Here is a 24,551-nt window from a genome sequence, read left to right as displayed (position 1 = left end):
CAGTGGGTGCGTCCGGGCAACCTGCCATCAGCGCAGCTGAATGGTCATGTTGGGGCCGCTGGGAATGTCTTCGTCGAACCAGCGTTCGGTGACCGTCTTGGTCTCGGTGTAAAAACGCACCGCCTGCTTGCCGTAGGCGTGCAGATCCCCGTAGAAGGAGCCGCGCCAGCCGGTGAACGAGAAGAACGGCAGCGGCACCGGGATGGGCACGTTGATCCCCACCTGGCCCACCGCCACCTCGTGACGAAACTTGCGGGCAGCCGCGCCACAGCCGGTGAAGATGGAGGTACCGTTGCCGTAGGGGTTGTCGTTGATGAGGGCGAGCGCCTCATCGAGGCTCGCCACCTCGAGACAGGCCAGCACGGGCCCGAAGATCTCCTCCTGGTAGATGCGCATCTCTGGGGTCACCCCGCGAAACAGGGTCGGCCCCACCCAGTTGCCCACCGGGTAGCCGGGCACATCGCAAAAACGGCCGTCCAGCAGGCAGTCTGCTCCCTCGGCGATCCCCGCCTCGATGAGCCCCTCCACCCTGACTTTTGCCTCCGGGCTGATAAGCGGGCCGTAGGCCGCTTGAGGATCGTGCCAGACGCCGGGCTTCACCTTGGCGAACTCGGCGGCGAGCTCGGGGATCCACTCCCGGGCACTGCCCACGAACACCGCCACGCTGATGGCCATGCAGCGCTGACCGGCGGCGCCGACCCCGGCCCCCACCAGGTTGCTCAGCACCTGCGCCTTGTTGGCATCCGGCATGATCACCATGTGGTTCTTGGCACCGACAAAACACTGGGCCCGCTTGAGCCGGGAAGTGGCGCTGCGATAGACGTGACCGCCAACCCGGGCCGAGCCGACGAAGCTGACCGCCTTGATGTCGGGATGGGCCAGCAGCGCATCCACTTGCTCGGCGCCGCCGTGCACCACCGACAGAATGCCCCTGGGGGCTCCCGCCTCGGCAAACAGCTCGGCCAGCCGCATGGGGGTGAGCGGATCCTGCTCGGATGGCTTGAGCACGAAGCCGTTGCCGCAGGCCACCGCCAGCGGGAACATCCAGAGCGGGATCATGGCCGGAAAGTTGAAGGGAGTGATGCCAAGGCAGACTCCGAGCGGCTGCACCCAGGAGTGACCGTCGACCCGCCGCGCCACGTTACCCATGGTCTCCCCCAGGGTCTGGCTGGCGATGGCGCAGGCCTGCTCCACCACCTCGATGCCGCGCCACACATCCCCTTTGGCATCCGCCAGATTCTTGCCGGTCTCCTGGGCCAGCAGGGCCGCCAGCTCGTCGTGATGCGTCTTCAAGAGATGCTGGTAGTTGAACATCACCCGGGCTCGCTCGGAGGCCGGCACATCGCGCCACAGCAGATAGGCGTCGTGAGCGGTGCGCACCGCCAGTTCAATTTCCGCCGAGGTGGCCTTCGGCACCCGCGCCAGCAGGCTCTGATCCGCCGGATCGGTCACCTCGATCCACTGCTCGCTCGCGGAAGGGTACGCCTCCCCGCCGATGTGCAGCGGCACGTCACCGAACCGGGTCTGATGGTTGTTCATGGGCACTCTCTCCTTGCTGGCACATCATGGGCCGCTTGCGAACGGACCATGGGCACTCCTGTGACGGGGACCATCACGACCGGGCAATCGCCCTTGCCGTCATGGCGCAACAAATTTACCTTAGACTAACAATCAATTTACGTTTACGCTAACGTAAACTTAGATCACAAATGGACTGACCAGTTTGGCCCCTGTTTCCGCTCGGCCGCCAAGCTGTCACCCCCTTCATATGAGGAGAGCAAGGATGCATGCAGTGATGGACGAGACCCTGTGCGCCCTGACCGAGCAGGTCGAGGCCTTCTGCCAGAAAGTGATCGCGCCGCGCGCTGGCGACATCGATCAGAGCAACGTCTTCCCCCGCGATCTCTGGCCCCGCATGGGGGAGCTGGGTCTGCACGGCATCACGGTGGCAGAGGAGTATGACGGGGTGAACCTCGGCTATCTGGCCCATGTGCTGGTGATGGAGCAGGTGAGCCGCGCCAGCGCCTCGGTCGGCCTCTCCTACGGCGCCCACTCCAATCTCTGCATCAACCAGATCCACCGCCACGGCACGGCGGAGCAAAAAGCGCGCTACCTGCCCCCGCTGGTGAGCGGCGAGCATGTGGGGGCGCTGGCCATGAGCGAGCCGGGAGCCGGTTCAGATGTTGTCAGCATGCGCCTCAGCGCGGTGCGTGAGGGAGATCATTTCGTGCTCAATGGCAACAAGATGTGGATCACCAACGGGCCCGATGCCGACACCTTCGTCATCTATGCCAAGACCGATCCCGCCGCCGGTCCCAAAGGGATTTCCGCCTTTATCGTCGAGGCGGGGACCCCCGGTTTCTCCACCGCCCAGAAACTCGACAAGCTCGGTATGCGCGGCTCCAGCACCTGCGAGCTGGTGTTCGATAACTGCCGGGTGCCGCAAGAAAACCTGCTGGGCCCCTTGCATGGCGGGGTCAAGGTGCTGATGAGCGGGCTGGATTACGAGCGGGTGGTGCTGGCGGCCGGCCCCCTTGGCATCATGCAGGCCTGCATGGATGTGGTGCTGCCCTATGTGCGCGAGCGCAAGCAGTTTGGCCAGCCCATCGGTGAGTTCCAGCTGGTGCAGGGCAAGCTCGCCGACATGTATACCCGCCTCGCCAGCAGCCGGGCGCTGGTCTACTCGGTGGCGAGCGCCTGCGATCAGGGCCGCACCAGCCGCAAGGATTGCGCCGCTGCCATCCTGTTTGCCGCCGAAAATGCCACCCAGATGGCGCTTGATGCCATCCAGCTGCTCGGCGGCAACGGCTACATCAACGAATACCCCACCGGCCGCCTGCTGCGGGACGCCAAGCTCTACGAGATAGGCGCCGGCACCTCGGAGATCCGCCGCTGGCTCATCGGCCGCGAGCTGATGGGAGATAACGCATGAGCAGGATCCACTCCCGCCTCGACACGGCGAGTCCGGAATATGCGGCCAATCTGGCCGCCATGCAGGCACTGGTCGACGATCTCAATGCCCGTCTGGAGGAGATAGCCTTGGGCGGGGGCGCTGCCAACAACGCCCGCCATCAGGCCCGTGGCAAGCTGCTGCCCCGCGAGCGCATCAACCAGCTGCTGGACCCGGGTTCCCCGTTTCTCGAACTGTCGGCGCTGGCCGGCTGGCAGGTCTATGACGAGCCGGTGCCCGCCGCCGGCATCATCACCGGCATCGGCCGGGTCTCTGGGCGCCTGTGCATGCTGGTGGTAAATGATGCCACCGTGAAGGGCGGCACCTACTACCCGCTCACGGTGAAAAAACACCTGCGCGCCCAGGCCATCGCCGAGCGGCTGCGCCTCCCCTGCCTCTATCTGGTGGATTCCGGCGGTGCCTTCCTGCCGATGCAGGACGAGGTGTTCCCCGACCGGGATCACTTTGGCCGCATCTTCTACAACCAGGCCCGCATGTCGGCCCAGAACATCCCCCAGCTGGCGGTGGTGATGGGCCTCTGTACCGCCGGAGGCGCCTATGTGCCCGCCATGGCGGACGAGTCGATCATGGTCAGGGAGCAGGCCACCATCTTTCTGGCGGGGCCGCCGCTGGTCAAGGCCGCCACCGGCGAGGAGATCAGCGCCGAGGCGCTGGGCGGCGCCGAGGTGCACTGCGCCCACTCCGGAGTGGCGGATCACATGGCCCGCGACGATGGCCACGCCCTGGCCATCGCCCGCACCCTGGTGACCCACCTGGGGAGCGAACCGGTAGAGACCAGCCCCGGTTATGAGCCCCCCTGCTACCCCATCGAGGATCTCTACGGTCTGGTGGGCACCGGCCTCAAGCGCCCCTATGACGCACGGGAGCTGATCGCCAGGTTGGTGGATGGCTCGGACTTTGACGAATTCAAGGCGCTGTTCGGCACCACACTGGTGACCGGCTTTGCCCGCATCTGCGGCATGCCGGTGGGGATCCTCGCCAACAATAGCGTGCTGCACAGCGACAGCGCCCAGAAGGGGGCCCACTTCATCCAGCTTTGCAACCGGCGCGCCATCCCGCTGATCTTTTTGCAAAACATCACCGGCTTTATGGTGGGAAGCCAAGCCGAGCGCGAAGGGATCGCCAAGCACGGCGCCAAGCTGGTCACCGCCGTGGCCTGCAGCCGGGTACCCAAGATCACCCTGATCGTCGGCGGCAGCTTCGGTGCCGGCAACTACGGCATGTGCGGCCGCGCCTATGAACCCGATTTTCTCTTTAGCTGGCCCAACAGCCGCATCTCCGTCATGGGCGGCGAGCAGGCGGCCGGGGTGCTGGTGCAGGTACGTCGGGACAAACTGGCAGCCGAGGGCAAGAGCCTGAGCGAGCAGGAAGCTGCCACCATCCGCGCCCCGGTGATCGAGCAGTATGAGCGCCAGGGTCACCCCTACTACGCCAGCGCTCGCCTGTGGGATGACGGCGTCATCGACCCGGCCCAGAGCCGCACCGTGCTGGCGCTGGCGCTGGCGGCCTGTCAGGGGGCCGAGACCGGCCCGGAACAGTACGGCATCTTCCGGATGTAAGGAGTTCACATGTCCGATCCACTCAGTCACGCTCTCCAGCCCGGTTTTCGGCTGGAGCGACACGGCCCGCTGGCCGAGCTGGTGCTCGACCGCCCGGCCCGCCACAACGCCTTCGACGCCGACCTCATGCTGGGGCTGCTCGACTGCCTCGACGAGCTGGCCCACACCCACGGCCAGGCCCTCGCCGATCGCCCCCACGCCTTGCTGCTGCGGGCCGAAGGCAAGCATTTTTGCGCCGGCGCCGACCTCAACTGGATGCGCAACCTGGCTCATGCCGATTTCGAGCACAACCGGGAAGACGCCCGGGTGCTGGCCCGGCTGATGCAAACCCTGGACGAGCTCCCCTTCCCCACGGTGGCGCTGGTACAGGGCGCCGCCTACGGCGGAGCGCTGGGCCTCATCTGCGCCTGCGATCTGGTGCTGGCCGCCGATGACGCCCGCTTCTGCCTCTCCGAGGTGAGTCTCGGGCTGGTGCCCGCGGTGATCAGCCCCTACGTGGTGCGCGCCATGGGGATGCGCCAGGCCCGCGCCCTGATGCTCTGTGCCGAACCGTTCGATGCAGTGACCGCCTGCCGGCTCAACGTGGCACACCGACGCTGCCCGCCGGATCAGCTGCTGGCCGAAGGACGCGCGCAGGCCCTGCGCCTGTGCCGCAACGGGCCGGAAGCGATGAAAGAGACCAAGCGGCTGCTGGCCGCCCTCGAGAGCCACGGCGCCAGCCTGCACGAAGAGAAAACCGTCGAGACCATCGCCCGGGTACGGGTCGGTCTTGAAGCCCAGGAGGGGATGCAAGCCTTCTTCGACAAACGCCCCCCCGCCTGGCGCCCCCGTTTCAAGGACGAAGCATGACTCAATACCACCCCATCAAGCGCCTGCTGATCGCCAACTGTGCTCAATATAACTGGCGTGTGGATCAACACGCTTCGCACTTGTGCGCCTTGAACAACAGGGAGTCAGCATGACCCATCACACTCCAATTAAGCGCCTGCTGATCGCCAATCGCGGCGAAATCGCCGTGCGCATCATCAAGACAGCCCGGCGCCTCGGCATTCACACCATCGCCCTCTACTCGGACGCCGACGCCCGCGCCATGCATGTGCGGGAAGCCGACGAAGCCTGGCATCTGGGGCCGGCCCCCGCCCGGGAGAGCTACCTCGACACCGGCAAGGTGCTGCGCATCGCCCAGCAGGCGAACGCCGACGCCATCCACCCGGGTTACGGTTTCCTGTCCGAAAACAGCGATTTTGCCACCGCCTGCGAGCAGCGGGGCTTGCGTTTCATCGGGCCAAGCGGCGCCGCCATTCTCGCCATGGGCGACAAGTCGGGCGCCAAGGCGCTGATGCAGACAGCCGGCGTGCCGGTGCTGCCCGGTTATCACGGCGCGGATCAGCACCCCGACTTTTTGCGCGATCAGACGAGCCAGGTGGGCTTTCCGCTCCTTATCAAGGCGGCCAGCGGCGGCGGTGGCAAGGGGATGCGCCGGGTCGATCAGCTGGCCGACTTTGACGAGGCCCTGGCGGCGGTCAAGCGGGAGGCAAGTTCTGCCTTCGGTGACGACCACGTGCTGCTGGAGCGCTATCTCGCCCGCGCCCGCCACGTGGAGGTGCAGGTGTTTGCCGATACCCTTGGCAACGCCATCTATCTGGGGGACCGGGACTGCTCGTTGCAGCGCCGTCACCAGAAGGTGATCGAGGAGGCCCCCGCCCCCGACATCGCACCGGCGCTGCGCCGCGCCATGGGCGAGGCCGCCGTCGCCGCCGCCCGGGCCATCAAATATCGGGGAGCCGGCACCATCGAGTTTCTGCTGTGCGGGGAGGAGTTCTTCTTCATGGAGATGAACACCCGGCTGCAGGTGGAGCACCCGGTCACCGAGGCCGTCACCGGCCAGGATCTGGTGGCCTGGCAGCTGGCGGTGGCCGAAGGCAAGCCGCTGCCGCTCACCCAGGAGGAAGTGGTGCTGCGCGGCCATGCGGTGGAGGCGCGCCTCTACGCCGAGGACGTGGCGGCCGGTTTTCTGCCCGCCAGCGGCCCCATCAATTGGCTTCACTGGCCGGCTGGTGTGCGCATCGACACCGGCGTCAGTGCCGGCGATGCGGTGAGCCCCTATTACGACCCCATGATCGCCAAGCTGATCGCCCACGCAGCGAGCCGCAGCGAAGCCTTTGCCAGCCTGGCCGACGCGCTGGCGGCGCTGGAACTCGGCCCCTTGGTGCACAACGGCCCGCTCTTGCTGCGCCTGTGCGAAGAGCCTGACGTCTTGGCCATGGGCCACCACACCCAGTGGCCCATTCCCACCGACACCCTGCCCGTTCCGGCGCTCGCCTGGCCGCTCGCCGCCCTCTGGCTCGCCAGTCGCGAGCACGGCGCCTCCCCCTGGCAGCAGGCCGCAGGCTTTCGGCTGGGCCCCACCCGCAGCTTTAGCGCAGCGGTGCGCATCGGCGAGGAGGCCCGCGTGCTGACCCTCGCCGAGCGGGCAGGCAGCCTGCTCTGGCAGGGCGAGCAGATCCCGTTCGAGCTCGGGGCGGATCAGATCCGCCTGCAGCAGGCCGGCAGCTGGCAGCGCTACCCGCTGCACACCCTCGGCGAGGGCGACTATCTGCTGCAACTGGCGGGCAGGCGCATCCGCTTTTCGGCCGATGATCAGCATCATCAGCTGCACCATGATCACGAGGCAGGCGATGCCCCCGGCATCCTGGCCCCCATGCACGGCATCGTCGTGGCGTTGCAGGTCGAGGCCGGCCAGCCGGTCAGCAAGGGACAACCCCTGCTGGTGCTGGAGGCGATGAAGATGGAGCACGTCCTCAAGGCCGACCGGGATGGGGTGATCGAGGCGCTGCAGTGCCGCCAGGGCGAACAGGTGAGTCAGGGCGCCCTGCTGGTGCGCTTTGCCGAGCAGCATACCGCGCAGGAGGAACGCTCATGAGCCGAGCACAGGAGAGCCGGGACGACAAGGTCAGCCTGGTGGAGATGGGGCCGCGGGACGGCCTGCAAAATGAGGCCGCCACCCTCTCGCTGGTGCAGCGGCTGGAGCTCATCGCCCGCCTGGCCGAGTGCGGGCTGCAGCGCATCGAGGTCGGCGCTTTCGTGTCGCCCAGGAAGGTGCCGCAGATGGCGGATTCCGCCGCACTGTTCAACGCCCTGCCGCGCAGGGGGCCGACCCGCTATGGCGCCCTGGTGCCCAATCTGCAGGGTCTGCAGGCCGCCATTGCCGCCCGCGCCGACGAGATAGGCCTCTTCACCGCCTGCTCCGACGGCTTTACTCAGGCCAACATCGGCATCAGTGTGGAGGAGTCGCTGGTACGTTTCGCCCCGCTGGTGCAGGAGGCGCGCAGCCTCGGCATCAAGGTGCGCGGCTACCTCTCCACTGTCATCGCCTGCCCGTTCGATGGCCCCACCCGGCCCAAGCGGGTCGCCGCCATGGCCGAGCGGCTGCTGGATCTGGGCTGCCACGAGATATCGCTCGGCGACACCATCGGCGTCGGCACCCCGGGCACGGTCGCCCCCATGCTGGATGCGGTGCTGCACGAGATCCCGGCCGGCCGGCTCGCAGTCCATTTTCACGACACCTATGGCCAGGGGCTGGCCAACCTGCTGCCAGCGCTGGAGCGCGGCATCCGCACCATCGACAGCTCGGTGGCCGGGCTCGGCGGCTGCCCCTATGCCCCCGGCGCCTCCGGCAACGTCGCCTCGGAGGAGGTGGTCTACCTGCTGCACGGCCTTGGCATGAGCACCGGCGTCGACCTCGACCAGCTGGCTGCCACCGGCCAGTGGGTCAGCGAGCAGCTCGGCCGCCCCAACGGCTCGCGGGTCGGCCGGGCCCTGCACGCCAATGCCGAGCGGCTGCGCACCCGGCTGTGCCAGTCATCCCCGCAATAAGGAACCCCGCCATGTCCAACACCCTCGCCCACGGGCTCGCCGGCAAGGAGGTGACCTACAGCATCTCCGAGCTGGCCCACGAGTTCGACATCACGCCGCGCACCATCCGCTACTACGAGGACGAGGGGCTCATTACCCCGACCCGGGAGGGGCAGACCCGCATCTACAGCCACAAGGACAAGATCCGGCTCAAGCTGACCCTGCGCGGCAAGCGCCTCGGTTTCAGCCTGGCGGAGATCCGCGAGCTGTTCGACATGTATGACACCGACCGCTCCAGCAAGACCCAGCTCAACTCCATGATCCAGCTCATCGAGGCCAAGCGTCACTCCCTGCGCCAGCAGCTGGAGGATATCCAGATGGTGATGGCCGAGCTGGAGGCGGCCGAGCAGCGCTGTGTTAATTCCCTTAACAGCTTGAAAACCAGCGCAGATTAACCGAATCTGGGATCATCTCTGCCTGCTGGGAGACCCCATGAAACGCTGGTGCTGGTTGTTGCTGCTGCTCTGCTGTACGGCATGGGGCCACCCGCTGATCCGGGTCGGTGGTTACCCCTATGCCCCCTTCGTCGTCAAGGACGACAGCGGCCACTATCGCGGGCTGACCCTGGATCTCATCGCCCTGCTCAACGACATCCAGCAGGATGTGCACTTCGTGTTCGTGCCCACCTCGGCCCCCCACCGCTACAAGGCGCTGGCCCTCGGCCGCTTCTCGCTGATGCTATTCGAGGATATCCGCTGGGACTGGAATGCCGATCAGGTGCGCATCAGCCGTCCGCTGCTGCTGGGCGGTGAGCGCTATGTCGCCCTCAAGGCACCGGGGCGGGATCAATCCTTCTTTGACAACCTGGCCGAGCGCCAGCTGATCGGGGTCAGCGGCTATCACTACGGCATCGCCGATTTCGACGCCAGCGCGAGCATCCTGAAGCAGCGTTTCAATATCACCCTGGTCAAGGACAACATCAGCGCCCTGCAGGGGCTGTTCAAGGGGCGCGGCGAGGTGGCCATCCTCAACCTCTCCTACCTCAACCAGTTCGACAAGGAGTACCCCGAGCAGGCCGACCAGCTGCTGCGCTCCAACCGGTGGGATCAGCAGTATGAGCTGCGCGCCCTGCTCAGCCCGGACGCCGGGATCTCGGTACAGCAGCTGGAGCAGTGGCTGGCCCGGCTGAAAGAGAGCGGGAAATTGGCAAGTCTTTGGACAAAGTACGGCGTACAGCATCAAGTGGCACCATGATCATGCCCTGAAAGTTTGTTACCCTATGCGCATCAATTGGAGACCCTCATGCCCAAGCCTCTGCGTGCCCGTCTGCTGCGCTACGCCCTCTACCTCTGCGCCGCCCTGCTGCTCTCCCTGCTTATTCTGTTATGGCAAGCCCCCACGCTGACCCAGCGCCACCTGCCGAGCTGGCTGGCCAAACACTACGGCCTGCACCTGAGCCTGGGGGAGATCGACGTCGGCCTGCGCCACCCCTCCCTCGCCATCGGCCCCACCACCCTGTTCGATGACCAGCAGCAGCCCCTCGTCGCCTTTGAACGCCTGCAGCTCACCCCCTTGCTAGGGGAAAGCTGGCGCCAGCGCGCCCTGATCCTCGACGAGGCGCGCCTCGTCAAGCCAACCGTCAACCTGGTGCGACTGGCGGATCAAGGCAAAACCGTTCGCTTCAATTTGACCGAGGCGCTGGCCAGCCTGCTCGTGCAAAATGATGTGCCCGCCACCAGCAACGAGGCCCCCCTGCTGGTACAGATCAACCAACTGGCGGCAGAGCAGGGTCACATCATCTATCAGGACAGCCGCAAGCAGAGCAGCCCCGGCTGGGTGCCCAGCCTGACCCTGAGCGGGCTCGACCTGCAACTGCCGACCTTCTCCACCGTCCCTGGCCGCGCCAACCCCTTCGCGCTTGCCGCCACCCTCAACCAGCAGAGCCCGCTCAAGGCGAGCGGTGAGTTCGACATCATGAGCGGCGCCGGCAAGGGTAAGATCAGCCTCGGCAAGCTGGCGCTCGCCCCCTTCGCCCCGCTCTGGGCCCCTTATCTCGACGTCAAGCTGGCCAAGGGCGAGGCCAACGCTGAGCTGACCTACCAGATAGCCGAGGGCAAGCTGGGGCTGAGCTGGCAACTCTCCAAGGGCAAGCTGACCCTCAATGACTGGCAGCTCCAGCGTCGCAAGGGCGGCGAATTTGCCCGCTTCAAGCAGCTGGCGCTGACCGGCATCGCACTCGACGGCAACAAGCAGGCGCTGCAGATCGACCAGCTGGCGCTCAAGGCGCCGGCCGTCAGCGCGGTGCTCGATGCCAACCAGCAGCTGGATCTGGCCACCATGCTGCTCCCCCAGCCGCCGGTCAACACCAGTAAAGCCGCCAAACCGGCGGCGCCGGACCAACCCTGGCGCTGGAGCCTCAAGCAGACTCACATCGAGCAGGGCCAGCTCAAGCTGACCGAATCGAGCAGCTGCAAACCGCTGCTGCGCGAGCTCTCCGCACTGACGCTGGCGCTGGGTCCGCTGGGCAGCCAGAGCGGACAGAGCAGTCCGCTGACCTTGAGCGGGGTGCTCAACAATCAGGCGAAACTGGACTTTGACGGCAACCTCGCCCTCACCCCCTTCAGCCTCAACGGCGAGATCAGGCAACAGGGCCTGCCGCTCAGCTGGGCCCAGCCCTATCTGCAGGATCTGCTGCGCATCAGCGTGCGCGACGGCCAGCTTGCCAGCCGCACCAAGCTGGCGCTGGCCACCGATGCCAAGGGGGCATTGAGCAAGCTGGAGTTGAGTGGCGGGCTCGATATCGAACGGCTCAACGTGCTGGATCGGGCCGACAACCAGCGCCTGCTGCAAATTGAGCAGTTGCAGCTGAGCGGCCTGCACTACGACGGCATCAGCCAGCAGGTAAAGATCGACGACATCCTGCTGCGCAAACCCTTCGCCCGCATCGAGATCAACGAGGACAGGGTCACCAACGTGCAGCAACTGCTGCTGCCGCAACCCGCCACGGCCAAGCCCGCCAGCAGCGGGCCGGCCCCCCGCGTCAGCATCGCCCAGGTGCGCACCGAGCAGGGCAACCTGCGCTTTGCCGATCGCAGCCTGAGCCCGGAATTCGTGGTGGACATCGCGGCCCTCAGCGGTCAGAGCCGCCACATCAGCAACATCCCAGGCCAGCGCTCCGAGCTGGCCTTCAACGGCAAGGTGGACCGCTACGCCCCGGTGACCATCCGCGGCGGCACCAATCTGCTGATCGAGCAGCCGGTGCTGGACGTGGCCGTCACCTTCAACAACCTGGAGCTCACCACCTTCACCCCCTACTCCAGCACCTACGCCGGCTATGCCATCGACAAGGGCCAGCTCTCCATGAAGCTCAACTACCAGTTGCAGGGCAATCGGCTGGAGGGGGACAACGACATCACCATCAAGAAGCTGCAGCTGGGGGAAAAGGTCAAGAGCGAGCAGGCCAAGGATCTGCCGCTGGGACTGGCGGTCGCCCTGCTGAGCGATGCCAACGGCGTCATCCAGATGAACCTGAAGGTGAAGGGCAACCTGGATCAGCCGGACTTCAGCCTCGGCAACATCTTCTGGGACGTGCTCGGCAACACCCTGCGCAAGGCCGTCACCTCCCCCTTCTCGCTGCTCGCCTCCCTGGCGGGCGGCAGCGAGGATCTCGATGAGCTGCCCTTCCTGCCCGGTGAGCCGGATCTCACCCCCACCCAGCAGGAGAAACTGGCCAAACTGGCGCAAGCCCTCAAGGATAGGCCCAAGCTCAGCATGAATATCCGCGGCAAGGTCAACTTCAACGAGGAGCGACCCATCCTGCAGCGCCAGAAGCTGGAGCGAGCGCTGGCCAAGATCACCGGCGGCCCGGTGGACCTCGAGCTGCTGGAGCAGGACCCCGCCATGCAATCGGCCCTGGCACAAGCTTATGAGGCCCGTTTCAACGAAGATCTCGGGGATCTGGCCGATCGGCTGAAGCTCGATGAAGAGAGCCCGGCCCTGCGCGCCCAGGCGGTGCTCCTGCTGCGGGATCAGCAGCTCATCACCGCCAAGTCCCTGCGCAATCTGGCCATGCGCCGCGCCCAGAACACCAAGGAGTTTCTGGTGGACCGCCAGGGGATAGCGCCGGAGCGGCTGTTCGTGCTGGACAGCCAGGTCAAGGAGGCCGACAAGGAGGCCAAGGTGGTGCTGACGCTGGACGATTGAGCCGGTGGCATCAGCAGGATGAGGGGGATGCCATGCCTTTCATCCTGCCCGCTCGTCTCCTCCTGGCGCCCATCGCCAAATCCATCATCTCGCCGCAGTCTTGCTTTACCCTTGCAGCAGCCAGCCACTGGCTCTCTCGGCAATTCAGCCACCACACGGCCACGCCTGCGTGATGACACAGCCACTTATCGGGCCAGGATTTTCTCACCCAGCCCCCTAGCCTTCGGTCGTTTAAGCCCTCAACCGTCTCAGCTAACAAGTCCGGCACCTAACAAGTCCGACACAAAGGCCCCTGCTCAACCTTGTCGATGCTGCGAGCAGACAGCTTGGCCGTTTGCCTTAACCAAGCAATGAACACCTCTTGTCTGATGGCATATGAGGGCATTTTTTATGCCTCAAACGTACTCGGGCTTGGCAATGGGCATCCCGTTGACGGCACTGCTCAGCCCATCCGCCCGAATTGTATGAAACTTTCAGAATCGTGCTGCTCAATACAATTTATCAACCTTGTCCGTACCATTCATTCACCTGCCATCTACCTGGATAGCACGAATGGTCAGTTGGGTAAAAAATCCCGTTATTTTTTTACCGTTTCGACCATTCCCCCCCTTGCCCAGCGCCCAGAGCCTGCCTAAAATCGCGCGTCTTTTATCAACCCCCACCTCTATTTTTGGAGAACGCCACGTGAGCGAAAAATTGGCCAACCCTGCCCCTCTGGGTCTGATGGGTTTCGGTATGACCACCATTCTGCTGAACATCCATAACGCAGGTTTCTTCCCCATCAGCGCCATGATCCTGGCCATGGGCCTGTGCTATGGCGGTCTGGCCCAGATCATCGCCGGTATCATGGAGTACAAGCGCGGCAACACCTTCGGTGTGACTGCCTTCATCTCCTACGGCACCTTCTGGTGGAGCCTGGTGTTCCTGCTGGTGATGCCGACCATGGGTCTGGCCGAAGCCACCCCGCACGCCTACATGGGCTGGTACCTGCTGATGTGGGGCATGTTCACCCTGTTCATGCTGATCGGGACCGTCAACTACCCGCGCGTGAAGCAGTTCGTGTTCGCCTCCCTGACCGTGCTGTTCTTCCTGCTGGCCGCCCGTGACTTCACCGGCAGCACCCTGATCGGCACCATCGCCGGTTTCGAAGGCATCATCTGCGGCGCCAGCGCCATCTACCTGGCCATGGCCACCGTGATCAACGAGCAGTTCGGCCGCACCGTGATGCCCATCGGCGATCACAAGAAAGCCGCCGCCGTTCAGCTCAAAGCCGCTGCCTAAGCACCCGGCCGACACAGCTGTCACGAAAAAGGCACCCCGCGGGGTGCCTTTTTGTTGGGCGCGATTTGCCAGGATCGCCCGGCTAGCCGTGATACTCGGGCTCCCCCGCCAGCAGCCGGGTGGCAGGAAAACGCGCGGCCGGTTGCTGGCCGAAGAAGCGGGTGAATTGCTGGTACACCGCCGGATAGGTGTCGCGCAGGCGCAGCGGATCAGTAAAAAAGCACTCGCTGCACACCGCAAAAAATTCGGCCGGGTGCGAGGCAGCGTAAGGATCGATGGCAGTAGGCTCGTGGCGATCCAGCTGCCCCTGCATGGCATCGAATGCCGCCTGCAGCGCACCGCTCCACTGGCGCGGATCCATGCCCGCCGGCAGTGGCGGCGCCCCGTCGGCCTCCCCCCCCAGCATATCGAGCTTGTGGGTCAGCTCGTGGATCACCAGATTGAAGCCGTCCCAGTCCCCGTCCTGCTGCAGCTCGCTCCAGGCCAGCACCAGCGGCCCCTGTGGCCAGGATTCGCCGGCGTTCTCCTCTTCGACTTCACTCACCAATCCGAACTCGTCCTGCACCTGCTGGCGGCGCACCACCGGCTCGGGGATCAGGATGATCTCGTGAAAACCCCGATACCAGTCGAGCCCCAGATGCAAAATCGGCAGCGCCGCCTGCAGGGCCAGCACCGCCTGCTGACGGGAAGTGAGTGACACCCCGAGCTGGGTCAGGGTCTTGCGGGCCAGCAGCTGCTGTGCCAGCCCGATCAGGGTCTGCTCCTCCTCCCGGGAAAAACCCTGCAAAATGGGCACCGCAGCCAAGGCTTGCTGCCACTCCAGCGCGCCAGGCCCATTGTCATCTTGCCGGGACGCACCACCAAACACACTTCGTAAGCGGGACCAGAACACGCAGACTCCTCTTGCTGATCAGACTGTTTTCACAAACCGTTTCGGACGCTCGACATATCCTTGCGCCAGATAGAAGCGATGGGCCCCTTCCCGCTTGAGGCTGCTGGAGAGCTCCAGCTGGCTGCAACCCAGCGCTCGCGCCCGCTCCTCTGCCGCCACCAGCAGGGCGGCGCCGACGCCGCGTCCCCTTGCACCCTCATCGACAACCAGCGCCGAGATCAGGCCCCACGCTGGTGCAACGTGCAGCGGGCTCAGCCAGTGCCACACCAGCACGCCTGCTATCTCCTCCCCCAGGCAGGCCACCAGCACCTCGCGGGCCGGATCTTGCACCAGCCAGCGCTCGCCCAGCACCTGCGGGCTGACCGGGTAACCCAGCTGGCCGAACAGGTCGGCCATGGCGGCCGTATCCTCGGCACACACCGGGCGGATCATCGCTATTTCTTGCTCCATCTTCATCCTTGGCCTTGATTTTGCTCTCCTTCTCCCGCCGCAGAACGCCGATGAAAGAGGAGATGATACCGGGCCGGCACCGCATTCTGTCCAGTTGCACCGGCCATTTGTTAATGTCAATTCACAAATTAACAAGATAACAACATATTTCGCTGGGAAGCCCCAGCACAAATCGATATGTTAAAACCCGCGGACTGGCCAGTGGAAACATCCACCGACCCGTCCCACACCATAACGAGTGACCCCAGGGTCACCACCAATTTGAGGGAGCGGGGCACAGACCCCGCCAACAAGACAGCACAACAAAGGAGTTGTTGTACATGAATGAGATCGTCAATGCCATCAATGGTGTGATTTGGAGCCCGGCGCTCATCTATCTGTGTCTGGGGGTAGGCCTCTACTTCTCCCTGCGCAGCCGCTTCCTGCAACTGCGTCACATCAAGGAGATGATCCGGCTGATGTTTGATGGCAAGAGCACGGATGCGGGTGTCTCCTCCTTCCAGGCGCTGGCCATGACCCTGGCCGGCCGGGTAGGTACCGGCAACATCGCCGGCGTCGCCACCGCCATCACCTTCGGCGGCCCGGGTGCCATGTTCTGGATGTGGATGGTGGCCTTCCTCGGCTCCAGCTCCGCCTTCGTGGAGTCCACCCTGGGCCAGGTCTACAAGGAGAAGATCAACGGCGAATACCGCGGCGGCCCGGCCTTCTACATCGAGAAAGGGCTCGGCATGAAGTGGTACGCCTGGACGTTCGCCATCGCCACCATCTTTGCCTGCGGCGTGCTGCTGCCGGGGGTGCAGGCCAACTCCATCGGCGCCAGCCTGCAGACCGCGTTTGATATCGATCCGAACGTCACCGCCGCCGGTCTGGCACTGCTGCTCGGCTTCATCATCTTCGGCGGCGTCAAGCGCATCGCCAACTTCGCCAGTACCGTGGTGCCCTTCATGGCGCTCGGCTACATCATCGTCGCCTGCGTCATCATCGCCCTCAACATCCACGCCCTGCCCGGCGTGATCCTGCTGATCTGGAAGAGTGCCTTCGGCTTTGATGCCGGCTTTGGCGCCATTCTGGGTCTGGCCATCATGTGGGGGGTCAAGCGCGGGGTCTACTCCAATGAAGCGGGTCAGGGTACCGGGCCGCACGCCTCCTCTGCCGCCGCAGTAAGTCACCCGGCCAAACAGGGCCTGGTGCAGGCGTTCTCGGTCTATATCGACACCCTGTTCGTCTGCTCCGCCACCGGCTTCATGCTGCTCATCACCGGCCTCTACAACGTGCAGGGACCGGACGGCGCCGCCCTCTACACCGGCATCGCCGGCGTGGCTGCAGGCCCGGGCTACGTGCAGACCGCCATGGAGAGCATGATGCCTGGCTTTGGCAGCATGTTCGTGGCCATCGCGCTGTTCTTCTTCGCCTTCACCACCATCGTCGCCTACTACTACATCGCAGAAACCAACATCGCCTACATCAACCGCAAGGTGAACCGTCCCTGGCTGACCTTCGTGCTGAAATTGACTCTGATGGCCTCCACCGTCTATGGCACAGTGAAAACCGCCGAGCTCGCCTGGGGCATGGGTGACATAGGCGTCGGGCTGATGGCCTGGCTCAACATCATCGCCATCCTGCTGCTGCAAAAGACCGCCTTTGCCTGCCTGCGCGACTATGAAGCGCAGCAAGCCAAGGGGCTGGATCCGGTGTTCCACCCGGAGAAACTCGGCATCAAGAACGCCGACTACTGGGCCGGTCATCGCTCCGAAGACAACCTGGAGCAGGAAAAATCCGGTCACCCCTTCGAACCGGACCAGGATCGCAAGATCTCCTGATCGCGCACCACTCCCCAACAAAAATGGCAGCCTCGGCTGCCATTTTTGTTTCTTTAATTTCAATAAGTTGTATCAACTCAATTAGTTGAGAGCCAAAAGCATCGACGGCGCCTACCTGGACGATGACGAAGAGGCTGGCACTGCCGCCGATGAGGGCGCCCTGCATGCCGTGGCCTGGGCCAGTTGGTGGGGCATTCGCACCTTCCAGCAGATCGGCGGCACACCGGTCGGGGGTCTGGCGCGAGCTGCCCCGCATCAGCAACGCCAAGAAGCATGCCGATATGGTTGGCCCGCCCAAGCCAGTGCTGCAAGACCCGCGCTTTGAGGCGGCCCGCTTTGCCGCGGATAACGGCATCTTTCGCTGCTACCCGCACGCCATGGGCGGCGCACTGGCCACCCGTGCCGACCCCCCATCAAGCTGGCCCACCTTATCGAGGAGCAGGCCAACAGCCATGGCGAACGCCTGATGGGCATTACCTCCGCTCGCCTGGGCATCAAGACCCGCCTGCAAGGGTGGGAAGTCGTGCCTGCCGGCACCCATGAAGCCAGGAAAGCCGCCGAGGCTGCAGCGAGGGAAGTTGGGGTTAAGACGGGCGACAGCCCGGCACCTTGGAGCTCTGACAATAACTGTACGCGGCCAGATCCTGATGCCTTCGCAGACCAGATCATGAAGGAACAATGGGGGTTATCATCCTTCTCCATTGACCGATTGAGGGCGGGTTCCAACGTCACTGTGGACGGCTTCACCCTCTGGTTGGAGAACGGACAGGTGCAGTCGAGTCGATCGCTCCCAAGAGAACCGGATTGGCAGCCAGAAGGAGTGTGGCCTGCCGAACAGGACCAGCCGGATGAATACGCGGTGCCGGAAGGCGATCCGGACTGGCCGATGCTGGTTGAGCTATGCGGCAAGGTGTACCAGGCACAAGGCCATGCAGGGACACACCAATGGATTGAGATGCTGCCACAGCCCTATCAGTCAGAAATGTGGCGGGTATTGGAGGGGCTGGACACACAGGAGTGGCAACAGGATGACTACAGCGGTGAGTGGGTATGAACAACACACCGAATGCTTGGTGGTGTTTTTCGTCGCCACTCCTTGGTTGTGTTTTTACTCAGCGGCAGAGGTAACGCCAAAAGAAGCCAAACGAATACACCTAGACATATGAGATACACTGGTAATATCATGTTCTAAAAGAGGTTTTTTACTATTAGTTATGAGGGCGTGGTGGGGCTATACAGAAGGCTATATTAACGGATTAATACCTCCGTCCATCTAATTACTGTTCAGCACCACAAGTAGGATTTGCAAATGTCACTAATACAAGAAATCTCACGTGTCCTAGGGAGGGTGCGAATAAGCACCCTCCACAACGAAACTGAAAAAATTAGTTTATTAAATTCAAATACTTACAAAGGCGCATTTTTATGTTTGGTGACTTATTCGCACCTTCCCTTGGTAATGCGGCCTCGCTGGCCACACACTTTGCAATAAACCCGCATTGCCCCCTTTACTACTCAAATCAACAGCCTGTCTTGCCACAGAAAACTCTGAGGCCTAGGATCCGACCTATTACACTGCCGTCATCTAGACCGATCACAATCGCGGGTCCAACTACGGCCCCCCTGCAAGCGCTCAAAACCGCTGAGGTCGATGACCAGCACAAGCGGTTCACCATCCTCTGCCCAAATCGGGATCTCATCTACTTACAACCAGAACGGCCAGTATCCGTTCTGCTCCATCGAGCCGATCGAGCAATTCGCCTACCTGGGGCACACCTACCTGCTGGGCCTCGGCATCACCGATGAGCCCAACCCGCGGATAAGGAAAGGAAACCAGAACCGTTTGATCAGATGCTGGGGGCCCTCAATAGCCTTGGCACCAGATCGATACCATTTCTTGTTTATCCCTGCCTGTCAGAGCGCATTGCGGCGCGGCCCGAACGGCAGGCGCCAGCGAAACAGGCTGTTGAGGGTGGCGCGCCACTGATTCGGCCGACCCAGGATCTGCTTTTGCAGCCGGGTCTCTTCTTTGAGCATCGCCTCGTCGCTGCGGGCCCAGGCCTGGTTGTAGAGTTGCTTGATCCCCGCCAGCGCGTCCGGTGACTTGGTGATGAGGGTTCTCGCGAACTCCCGCGCCTGGGCCAGCGGGTCGTCGCAGACCCGGCTCACCAGCCCGAGGGACTTGGCCTCCGGCGCCGGCAGCTCGCGTCCGCTCATGGCCAGCTCCATGGCGGTATCCACCCCCATCAGGTTGCGCATGTTGACGCTGCCGCTCATGTCGGGGATGATGCCCCACTTGATCTCCATCACCGAGAAGCGGCAATCAGGGGTGCTGAAGCGAAAGTCGGCGCCGAGCGCAATCTGCAACCCACCGCCAAAGCAGACCCCCTGGGTCACGGCGATCACCGGCACCGGCAACTGATGCCAGCCATAAGCCACCCGCTGGGCCAGGTTGGTGGCTTCATCCGCCTCGCGTTTTAAAATCTCGAGCGCCGCCACCGGCTGCTTCAGCATGGATTTCACATCCAGCCCGGCACAAAAAGCCCGCCCCTCCCCGTGCAGGATCACCGCCCGCAGCCCCTTGTGCTGGCGCAGCTGGTCGAGTACCTCGTCGATGGCGCTGAACATGGCCCTGTCCAACGCATTGAGCTTGTCGCCCCGTGCCAGCATCACCTCGGCGATGCCGTCCCGGACCTCGCATTTGACCCTTGGTTTTTCCATTTTCCCCTGTCCTCTCCTGAGCTCACACTGGTCATACCACCACGTTATCAGAGTGTTATCGCCAGGTACAGCGAGGAGCCCGGTTTCCCACTGCCACGGCGCGTGCGACTAAAGTCGGCTGGCTGGTCAGGCGCCGCTTTGTCAGACTGGCTTGACGCCACCGGCCAAGGATTGCCATGACCAGCCTGTTCAACTTTGCCCGCCCGCCGTTTGACTGCTTGAGCGCAGAGGAGCGCCAACGGCTCGAGCAGCACCTCTCCATCTGCTACTTTCGCGCCGGCCAGCCAGTGCTCAAGGCAGGTGATGCGCCCCCCGGCCTCTATCTCGTCCTCAAGGGGGCGGTGGAGGAGTCGAGCCCCCATCACCAGTTTGGCGACTATGGCGAGGGGGATCTGTTCGATGTGCGCGCCCAGTTCGACGGCCACTGCCGCCACCAGTTCAGTGCGCTGGAAGATCTGCTCTGCCAGCTGATCCCCAGAGCCACCTTCATCGAGCTGTGCGAGGGCAATCCCGCCTTCGCCCGCTACTTCACCGCCAGCCTGGCACAGCGGCAACAACAGCAGGAGCAGCGCGCCCAGCTGGGACAGAAGAATCTGGCGGAGTTCATCCTGACCCGCATCGAGCCCGGTCATCTGCAGCCGCCGCTCATCGTCGACAGCCGCCTGTCGCTCTTGGCTGCCACCGAGGCCATGGTGGCCAAGGGCACCGACTGCCTGCTCTACCCGGCCACGGATGGCAGCCTGAGTCTGGCGACCCGCAAAACCCTGCTGCACGCCCTGACGCTCAAGGGACTGCCACTGACGACGCCGCTGGCGGTACTGGATCCGACCCCGCTCATCGGCCTGCCACTGGACAGCTATCTGTTCGACGCCCTGCTGCTGATGACCCGTCATCGCATCAAGCGGCTGGTGGTCTGGCAGGGGCAGGAGGTGGCGGGGATCCTGCACCTGACCCAGGTGCTCGGTCTCTTCTCCACCCACTCCCATGTGCTGACCCTGCGCATCGCCCGCGCCGACACCCTGCCGGCGCTGGAAGCGGTCGCCCGGGAGCAGCAACAGCTGACCCGCTCCCTGTTCGGCCAGGGGATCCACACCGCCTTTTTGATGAAGCTCATCGCCACCATCAACGAGCAGCTGATCGCCAAGGCCTTTGCCCTGGTGATCCCGCCTGCGGTGCAGGAGCGGGTCTGCCTGCTGATGCTGGGCTCGGAGGGGCGCGGCGAGCAGATCCTCAAAACCGATCAGGACAATGCCCTGATCCTGCCCGCCGACCTGCACTGGCCGACCCGGCAGGCCGATTTGGCCGCCTTCAGCGATCTGCTGGCCCGGCTCGGCTACCCACCCTGCCCCGGCCGGGTGATGGTCAACAATCCGGCCTGGGTGAAGCCGCTGGCGCTCTGGCTGCAGGAGATCGAGCGGGCCTGCGTCGAGGCCAGTGAAGCAGACCTGCTCTGGCTCGCTACCCTGGCCGACGCCCACCCCATCGCCGGGGATCGCGGTCTGCTCCCCCCTCTTGCCCGCAAGTTGCGCGATCAGCTGGCCGAGCGGGGAGATCTGCTGGCGGAGATGGTGCGACCGGCGGTGGCCTTCCATGCGCCGCTCACCTTGTTTGGCCGCCTGGAGCGGGCGCCAGAGGGACTGGATCTGAAACGTGGCGGCCTCTTCCCGCTGGTACACGGCATTCGCATGCTGGCGTTGGAAGCCGCCATTCTGGAGACCTCTACCCTGGCACGGATCGAGGCGCTGGTGGCGGCCGGGCGGCTCAGTACCGGTTTTGGCGACAATCTGGCGGAGGCGTTCCGGTTGTTCGTCCGCTTGCGGCTGCGCAGCCAACTCAAGGAGGGGGAGAGCCGGGTGCAGGTCAATGACCTTAGCCACGGTGAGCGGGATCTGCTGCGCCAGGCGCTGCATCAGGTGAAGAAGTTCCAGCAGTGGCTCACCTTGCACTTTCGTCTGAGGCAGTAGCCATGTTGAGCCGCCTGCGCCGTCATTGGCATGGCCGCCGCGTTCAAGACCCGGCGTTTGCCCCGCTCTATGCCGACCCACCCGCCGACGAGTGGGTGGCCCTCGACTTCGAGACCACCAGCCTGGATCCCGCCCAGGCCGAGATCGTCGCCATCGGCGCGGTGCGCATCCAGGGCAACCGGGTGCTGACCGGCGAGGCGCTGTCCATCCGGGTGCAAGCGCCGGCCAGCCTGAGCGAACATTCGGTGGTGATCCACGGCCTGCGCCATCAGGATCTGCAACAGGGCATGACGCTGGAGGCCGCGCTGCGCCTGCTTCTGGCCTTTATCGGCCCGCGCGAACTGGTGGGGTATCACATCGCCTACGACCTGCGGATCCTCAACCTCGCCTGCCAGCGATGTTGGGGGCTGACCCTGGCACAGCGAGGGATAGAGGTGAGCCGGCTATACCACGATCACCTCTATCGCCGCTACCCCGATGCCGCCATCGACCTGCATCTGGCCGCCATCAGCAGCCACCTGGGCCTGCCGGCCCTGCCCGCCCACGACGCCCTAAGTGACGCCATCACCGCCGCCCTCATCTTCTTGCGCCTCACCCGGGGCGGGCTACTGGCTTATCCCAAAGTCTAATTGTCCACAAATAACATTTGATTCACATTTTGCTTACATGAGCAGCCCTGCTGCTCGGTAGGGACCTCCCTTCATTCACCGCCGACACTCAATGTCATGGAGCACTGCAATGGAACAGCAACCGTATCTTCGGATCCAGCAAGATCCCACCTTCCAGGAGCTGGTCGCCAAGCGCCAGCGCTTTGCCTGGTCCCTCTCCATCCTGATGCTGGGGCTCTATCTGGCCTTCATCATGCTCATCGCCTTCGCCCCCGGCTGGCTGGGCACCCCTTTGAGCGAAGGCTCCACCATTACCCGCGGCATCCCGGTCGGCGTGGGGTTGATCCTTTCCTCCTTCGTGTTGACCGGCATCTATGTGTTTCGGGCCAACGGCGAGTTTGACGAACTGAACCAGAAGATCCTCAAGGGAGCCCAATCATGAAAGGCAAGTCTCTGCTGTTGCTGGCCACGCTGGCCTCCTCCCCCCTGCTGGCAGCCGATGCGCTGACCGGCGAGGTGCATCGCCAACCGCTCAATATCTCGGCCATCGTGATGTTCGTGATCTTCGTGGCGGCCACCCTGTTCATCACCTACTGGGCCTCCAAGCGCAACCGCTCGGCCTCCGACTACTACGCCGCCGGCGGGCGCATCACCGGCTTCCAGAATGGCCTAGCCATCGCCGGTGACTACATGTCCGCCGCCTCTTTCCTCGGCATCTCCGCGCTGGTCTACACCTCCGGCTACGATGGCCTGATTTACTCCATCGGCTTTCTGGTGGGCTGGCCCATCATCCTGTTCCTGATCGCGGAGCGGCTGCGCAACCTCGGCAAGTACACCTTTGCCGACGTGGCCTCCTACCGCCTCAAGCAGACCGAGGTGCGCACCCTCTCCGCCAGCGGCTCGCTGGTGGTGGTCGCCCTCTACCTGATCGCCCAGATGGTGGGCGCCGGCAAGCTGATCGAGCTGCTGTTCGGCCTGCAATACCATGTGGCCGTGGTGCTGGTCGGCATTCTGATGGTGCTCTACGTGCTGTTCGGCGGCATGCTGGCCACCACCTGGGTGCAGATCATCAAGGCGGTGATGCTGCTCTCCGGTGCCAGCTTCATGGCCATCATGGTGATGAAGTCGGTCAACTTCGACATCGGCACCCTGTTCAGTGAAGCAGTCAAGGTGCATGAGAAGGGCATCGCCATCATGAGCCCGGGCGGCCTGGTCGCCGATCCCATCTCCGCCATCTCGCTGGGTCTGGCCCTGATGTTCGGTACCGCCGGCCTGCCCCACATCCTGATGCGCTTCTTCACCGTGAGTGACGCCAAGGAAGCGCGCAAAAGCGTGTTCTATGCCACCGGCTTTATCGGCTACTTCTACATCCTGACCTTCATCATCGGCTTTGGCGCCATCCTGCTGGTCAGCACCAACCCGGACTTCAAGGACGCCACCGGTGCCCTGCTGGGCGGCACCAACATGGCCGCCATCCACCTGGCCGATGCAGTGGGCGGCAGCCTGTTCCTCGGCTTCATCTCCGCCGTGGCGTTTGCCACTATACTGGCGGTGGTGGCCGGGCTGACCCTGGCCGGTGCCTCTGCGGTCTCCCACGATCTCTATGCCAGCGTCATCAAGAAGGGCAAGGCCAACGAAGCCGACGAGTTGCGCGTCTCCAAGTACACCACTGTGGTGCTGGGGGTGGTGGCCATCGGGCTGGGCATCCTGTTCGAGAAGCAGAACATCGCTTTCATGGTGGGGCTGGCCTTCTCCATCGCCGCCAGCTGCAACTTCCCGGTACTGTTCCTCTCCATGTTCTGGTCTCGCCTGACCACTCGCGGCGCCGTCTACGGCGGCTGGCTGGGGCTGGTGAGCGCGGTCAGCCTGATGATCCTGGGCCCGACCGTGTGGGTGAAGGTGCTGGGCCATGCTCAGGCCATCTTCCCCTACGAGTACCCCGCCCTCTTCTCCATGGCGGTGGCCTTCGTCGGGATCTGGCTGTTCTCGGTCACCGACAAGTCGCAAAATGCGCTCGACGAGCACGCCAAATTCTTCCCGCAGTTCGTCCGCTCCCAGACCGGACTGGGGGCAGCCAGCGCCAGCTCCCACTGAACCTTCGATTGACGGTTGCAAGCCGGCCCCAGGGCCGGCTTTTTTTATACCGACAGGCAGTAGTCAGCGCCCGTTGCAATCGGATCGACGCGGCCATCGCCGCCGGGGGCGCGAGCGCACAGCACCACCCTCT

General features: G+C 64.0%; 18 protein-coding genes and 1 pseudogene. 15 read left to right on the top strand and 4 right to left on the bottom strand.

Annotation, left to right across the window (positions count from 1 at the left end; all coding sequences use genetic code 11):
- Positions 1-27: 27 nt before the first annotated feature.
- Positions 28-1,539: a CoA-acylating methylmalonate-semialdehyde dehydrogenase gene (locus PG881_RS14285; RefSeq protein WP_270800805.1), complete on the bottom strand. Its 1,512-nt coding sequence runs from the start codon at positions 1,537-1,539 to the stop codon at positions 28-30.
- A gap of 244 nt (positions 1,540-1,783) precedes the next feature.
- Here PG881_RS14285 and PG881_RS14280 point away from each other — a divergent pair, with 244 nt between their 5' ends.
- From PG881_RS14280 to PG881_RS14240, 9 genes are all read left to right on the top strand, one after another.
- Positions 1,784-2,932, top strand: a complete 1,149-nt coding sequence (locus PG881_RS14280; RefSeq protein ID WP_270800804.1) for an isovaleryl-CoA dehydrogenase — start codon at positions 1,784-1,786, stop codon at positions 2,930-2,932.
- Positions 2,929-4,530: a carboxyl transferase domain-containing protein gene (locus PG881_RS14275; protein ID WP_270800803.1), complete on the top strand. Its 1,602-nt coding sequence runs from the start codon at positions 2,929-2,931 to the stop codon at positions 4,528-4,530. The genes PG881_RS14280 and PG881_RS14275 overlap by 4 nt, the downstream gene beginning before the upstream one ends.
- Before the next feature lie 9 nt (positions 4,531-4,539).
- A complete protein-coding gene (locus tag PG881_RS14270; RefSeq protein WP_011705943.1) occupies positions 4,540-5,379 on the top strand; it encodes an enoyl-CoA hydratase-related protein in 840 nt (279 codons plus the stop codon).
- Between the two features lie 109 nt (positions 5,380-5,488).
- The gene (locus tag PG881_RS14265; RefSeq protein WP_270800802.1) at positions 5,489-7,453 is read left to right on the top strand and encodes an acetyl/propionyl/methylcrotonyl-CoA carboxylase subunit alpha; all 1,965 of its coding nucleotides are present in this window, start codon (positions 5,489-5,491) and stop codon (positions 7,451-7,453) included.
- Entirely contained in the window at positions 7,450-8,406 is a 957-nt protein-coding gene (locus PG881_RS14260; protein WP_242798898.1) for a hydroxymethylglutaryl-CoA lyase, read from the top strand. The genes PG881_RS14265 and PG881_RS14260 overlap by 4 nt, the downstream gene beginning before the upstream one ends.
- Positions 8,407-8,417: 11 nt before the next feature.
- Positions 8,418-8,840 (top strand): MerR family transcriptional regulator, encoded by a 423-nt coding sequence (locus PG881_RS14255; protein WP_016350898.1) that lies wholly within the window; start codon positions 8,418-8,420, stop codon positions 8,838-8,840.
- Positions 8,841-8,877: 37 nt separating this feature from the next.
- Complete coding sequence (locus PG881_RS14250; RefSeq protein ID WP_270800799.1) at positions 8,878-9,639, top strand: substrate-binding periplasmic protein; 762 nt, start codon at positions 8,878-8,880, stop codon at positions 9,637-9,639.
- 48 nt (positions 9,640-9,687) lie between these two features.
- Positions 9,688-12,588, top strand: a complete 2,901-nt coding sequence (locus PG881_RS14245; RefSeq protein ID WP_270800798.1) for a DUF748 domain-containing protein — start codon at positions 9,688-9,690, stop codon at positions 12,586-12,588.
- Between the two features lie 684 nt (positions 12,589-13,272).
- Entirely contained in the window at positions 13,273-13,869 is a 597-nt protein-coding gene (locus PG881_RS14240; RefSeq protein WP_011705937.1) for an acetate uptake transporter, read from the top strand.
- Between the two features lie 82 nt (positions 13,870-13,951).
- On the opposite strand, the gene PG881_RS14235 is transcribed toward PG881_RS14240, so the two are convergent.
- Positions 13,952-14,761 (bottom strand): zinc-dependent peptidase, encoded by an 810-nt coding sequence (locus PG881_RS14235; protein WP_024943952.1) that lies wholly within the window; start codon positions 14,759-14,761, stop codon positions 13,952-13,954.
- Between the two features lie 18 nt (positions 14,762-14,779).
- Positions 14,780-15,217, bottom strand: coding sequence for a GNAT family N-acetyltransferase (locus PG881_RS14230; RefSeq protein WP_270800796.1), 438 nt, complete (start codon positions 15,215-15,217; stop codon positions 14,780-14,782).
- A gap of 314 nt (positions 15,218-15,531) precedes the next feature.
- Here PG881_RS14230 and PG881_RS14225 point away from each other — a divergent pair, with 314 nt between their 5' ends.
- Complete coding sequence (locus PG881_RS14225) at positions 15,532-17,031, top strand: alanine/glycine:cation symporter family protein (protein ID WP_011705934.1); 1,500 nt, start codon at positions 15,532-15,534, stop codon at positions 17,029-17,031.
- A gap of 91 nt (positions 17,032-17,122) precedes the next feature.
- Positions 17,123-18,085: pseudogene (locus tag PG881_RS14220) on the top strand (replication endonuclease); the annotation flags it as partial.
- A gap of 860 nt (positions 18,086-18,945) precedes the next feature.
- On the opposite strand, the gene PG881_RS14215 reads toward PG881_RS14220, so the two are convergent.
- A complete protein-coding gene (locus PG881_RS14215) occupies positions 18,946-19,752 on the bottom strand; it encodes a crotonase/enoyl-CoA hydratase family protein (protein ID WP_270800793.1) in 807 nt (268 codons plus the stop codon).
- Positions 19,753-19,928: 176 nt separating this feature from the next.
- Between PG881_RS14215 and PG881_RS14210 the strand changes: the two genes are divergently transcribed.
- From PG881_RS14210 to PG881_RS14195, 4 genes are all read left to right on the top strand, one after another.
- The gene (locus PG881_RS14210) at positions 19,929-21,716 is read left to right on the top strand and encodes a putative nucleotidyltransferase substrate binding domain-containing protein (RefSeq protein ID WP_270800790.1); all 1,788 of its coding nucleotides are present in this window, start codon (positions 19,929-19,931) and stop codon (positions 21,714-21,716) included.
- A gap of 2 nt (positions 21,717-21,718) precedes the next feature.
- Positions 21,719-22,345, top strand: a complete 627-nt coding sequence (locus PG881_RS14205; RefSeq protein ID WP_270800788.1) for a 3'-5' exonuclease — start codon at positions 21,719-21,721, stop codon at positions 22,343-22,345.
- Positions 22,346-22,454: 109 nt separating this feature from the next.
- On the top strand, positions 22,455-22,766 hold the full coding sequence (locus PG881_RS14200) for a DUF485 domain-containing protein (RefSeq protein WP_270800786.1): 312 nt from the start codon (positions 22,455-22,457) through the stop codon (positions 22,764-22,766).
- Entirely contained in the window at positions 22,763-24,418 is a 1,656-nt protein-coding gene (locus tag PG881_RS14195; protein WP_017408234.1) for a cation acetate symporter, read from the top strand. Before PG881_RS14200 ends, PG881_RS14195 begins: the two co-directional genes overlap by 4 nt.
- Positions 24,419-24,551 lie beyond the last annotated feature (133 nt).

The sequence above is a fragment of the Aeromonas sp. QDB54 genome (assembly GCF_027707385.1).
GTDB lineage: Bacteria > Pseudomonadota > Gammaproteobacteria > Enterobacterales > Aeromonadaceae > Aeromonas > Aeromonas hydrophila.
This window is presented reverse-complemented; position numbering and strand designations above follow the sequence as displayed.

Excerpts from the sequence above, each read along its gene's own strand:
- PG881_RS14285 (WP_270800805.1), bottom strand. The coding sequence starts at position 1,539 with ATGAACAACCATCAGACCCGGTTCGGTGACGTGCCGCTGCACATCGGC.
- PG881_RS14280 (WP_270800804.1), top strand. The coding sequence starts at position 1,784 with ATGCATGCAGTGATGGACGAGACCCTGTGCGCCCTGACCGAGCAGGTC.
- PG881_RS14275 (WP_270800803.1), top strand. The coding sequence starts at position 2,929 with ATGAGCAGGATCCACTCCCGCCTCGACACGGCGAGTCCGGAATATGCG.
- PG881_RS14270 (WP_011705943.1), top strand. The coding sequence starts at position 4,540 with ATGTCCGATCCACTCAGTCACGCTCTCCAGCCCGGTTTTCGGCTGGAG.
- PG881_RS14265 (WP_270800802.1), top strand. The coding sequence starts at position 5,489 with ATGACCCATCACACTCCAATTAAGCGCCTGCTGATCGCCAATCGCGGC.
- PG881_RS14260 (WP_242798898.1), top strand. The coding sequence starts at position 7,450 with ATGAGCCGAGCACAGGAGAGCCGGGACGACAAGGTCAGCCTGGTGGAG.
- PG881_RS14255 (WP_016350898.1), top strand. The coding sequence starts at position 8,418 with ATGTCCAACACCCTCGCCCACGGGCTCGCCGGCAAGGAGGTGACCTAC.
- PG881_RS14250 (WP_270800799.1), top strand. The coding sequence starts at position 8,878 with ATGAAACGCTGGTGCTGGTTGTTGCTGCTGCTCTGCTGTACGGCATGG.
- PG881_RS14245 (WP_270800798.1), top strand. The coding sequence starts at position 9,688 with ATGCCCAAGCCTCTGCGTGCCCGTCTGCTGCGCTACGCCCTCTACCTC.
- PG881_RS14230 (WP_270800796.1), bottom strand. The coding sequence starts at position 15,217 with ATGAAGATGGAGCAAGAAATAGCGATGATCCGCCCGGTGTGTGCCGAG.
- PG881_RS14225 (WP_011705934.1), top strand. The coding sequence starts at position 15,532 with ATGAATGAGATCGTCAATGCCATCAATGGTGTGATTTGGAGCCCGGCG.
- PG881_RS14215 (WP_270800793.1), bottom strand. The coding sequence starts at position 19,752 with ATGGAAAAACCAAGGGTCAAATGCGAGGTCCGGGACGGCATCGCCGAG.
- PG881_RS14210 (WP_270800790.1), top strand. The coding sequence starts at position 19,929 with ATGACCAGCCTGTTCAACTTTGCCCGCCCGCCGTTTGACTGCTTGAGC.
- PG881_RS14205 (WP_270800788.1), top strand. The coding sequence starts at position 21,719 with ATGTTGAGCCGCCTGCGCCGTCATTGGCATGGCCGCCGCGTTCAAGAC.
- PG881_RS14200 (WP_270800786.1), top strand. The coding sequence starts at position 22,455 with ATGGAACAGCAACCGTATCTTCGGATCCAGCAAGATCCCACCTTCCAG.
- PG881_RS14195 (WP_017408234.1), top strand. The coding sequence starts at position 22,763 with ATGAAAGGCAAGTCTCTGCTGTTGCTGGCCACGCTGGCCTCCTCCCCC.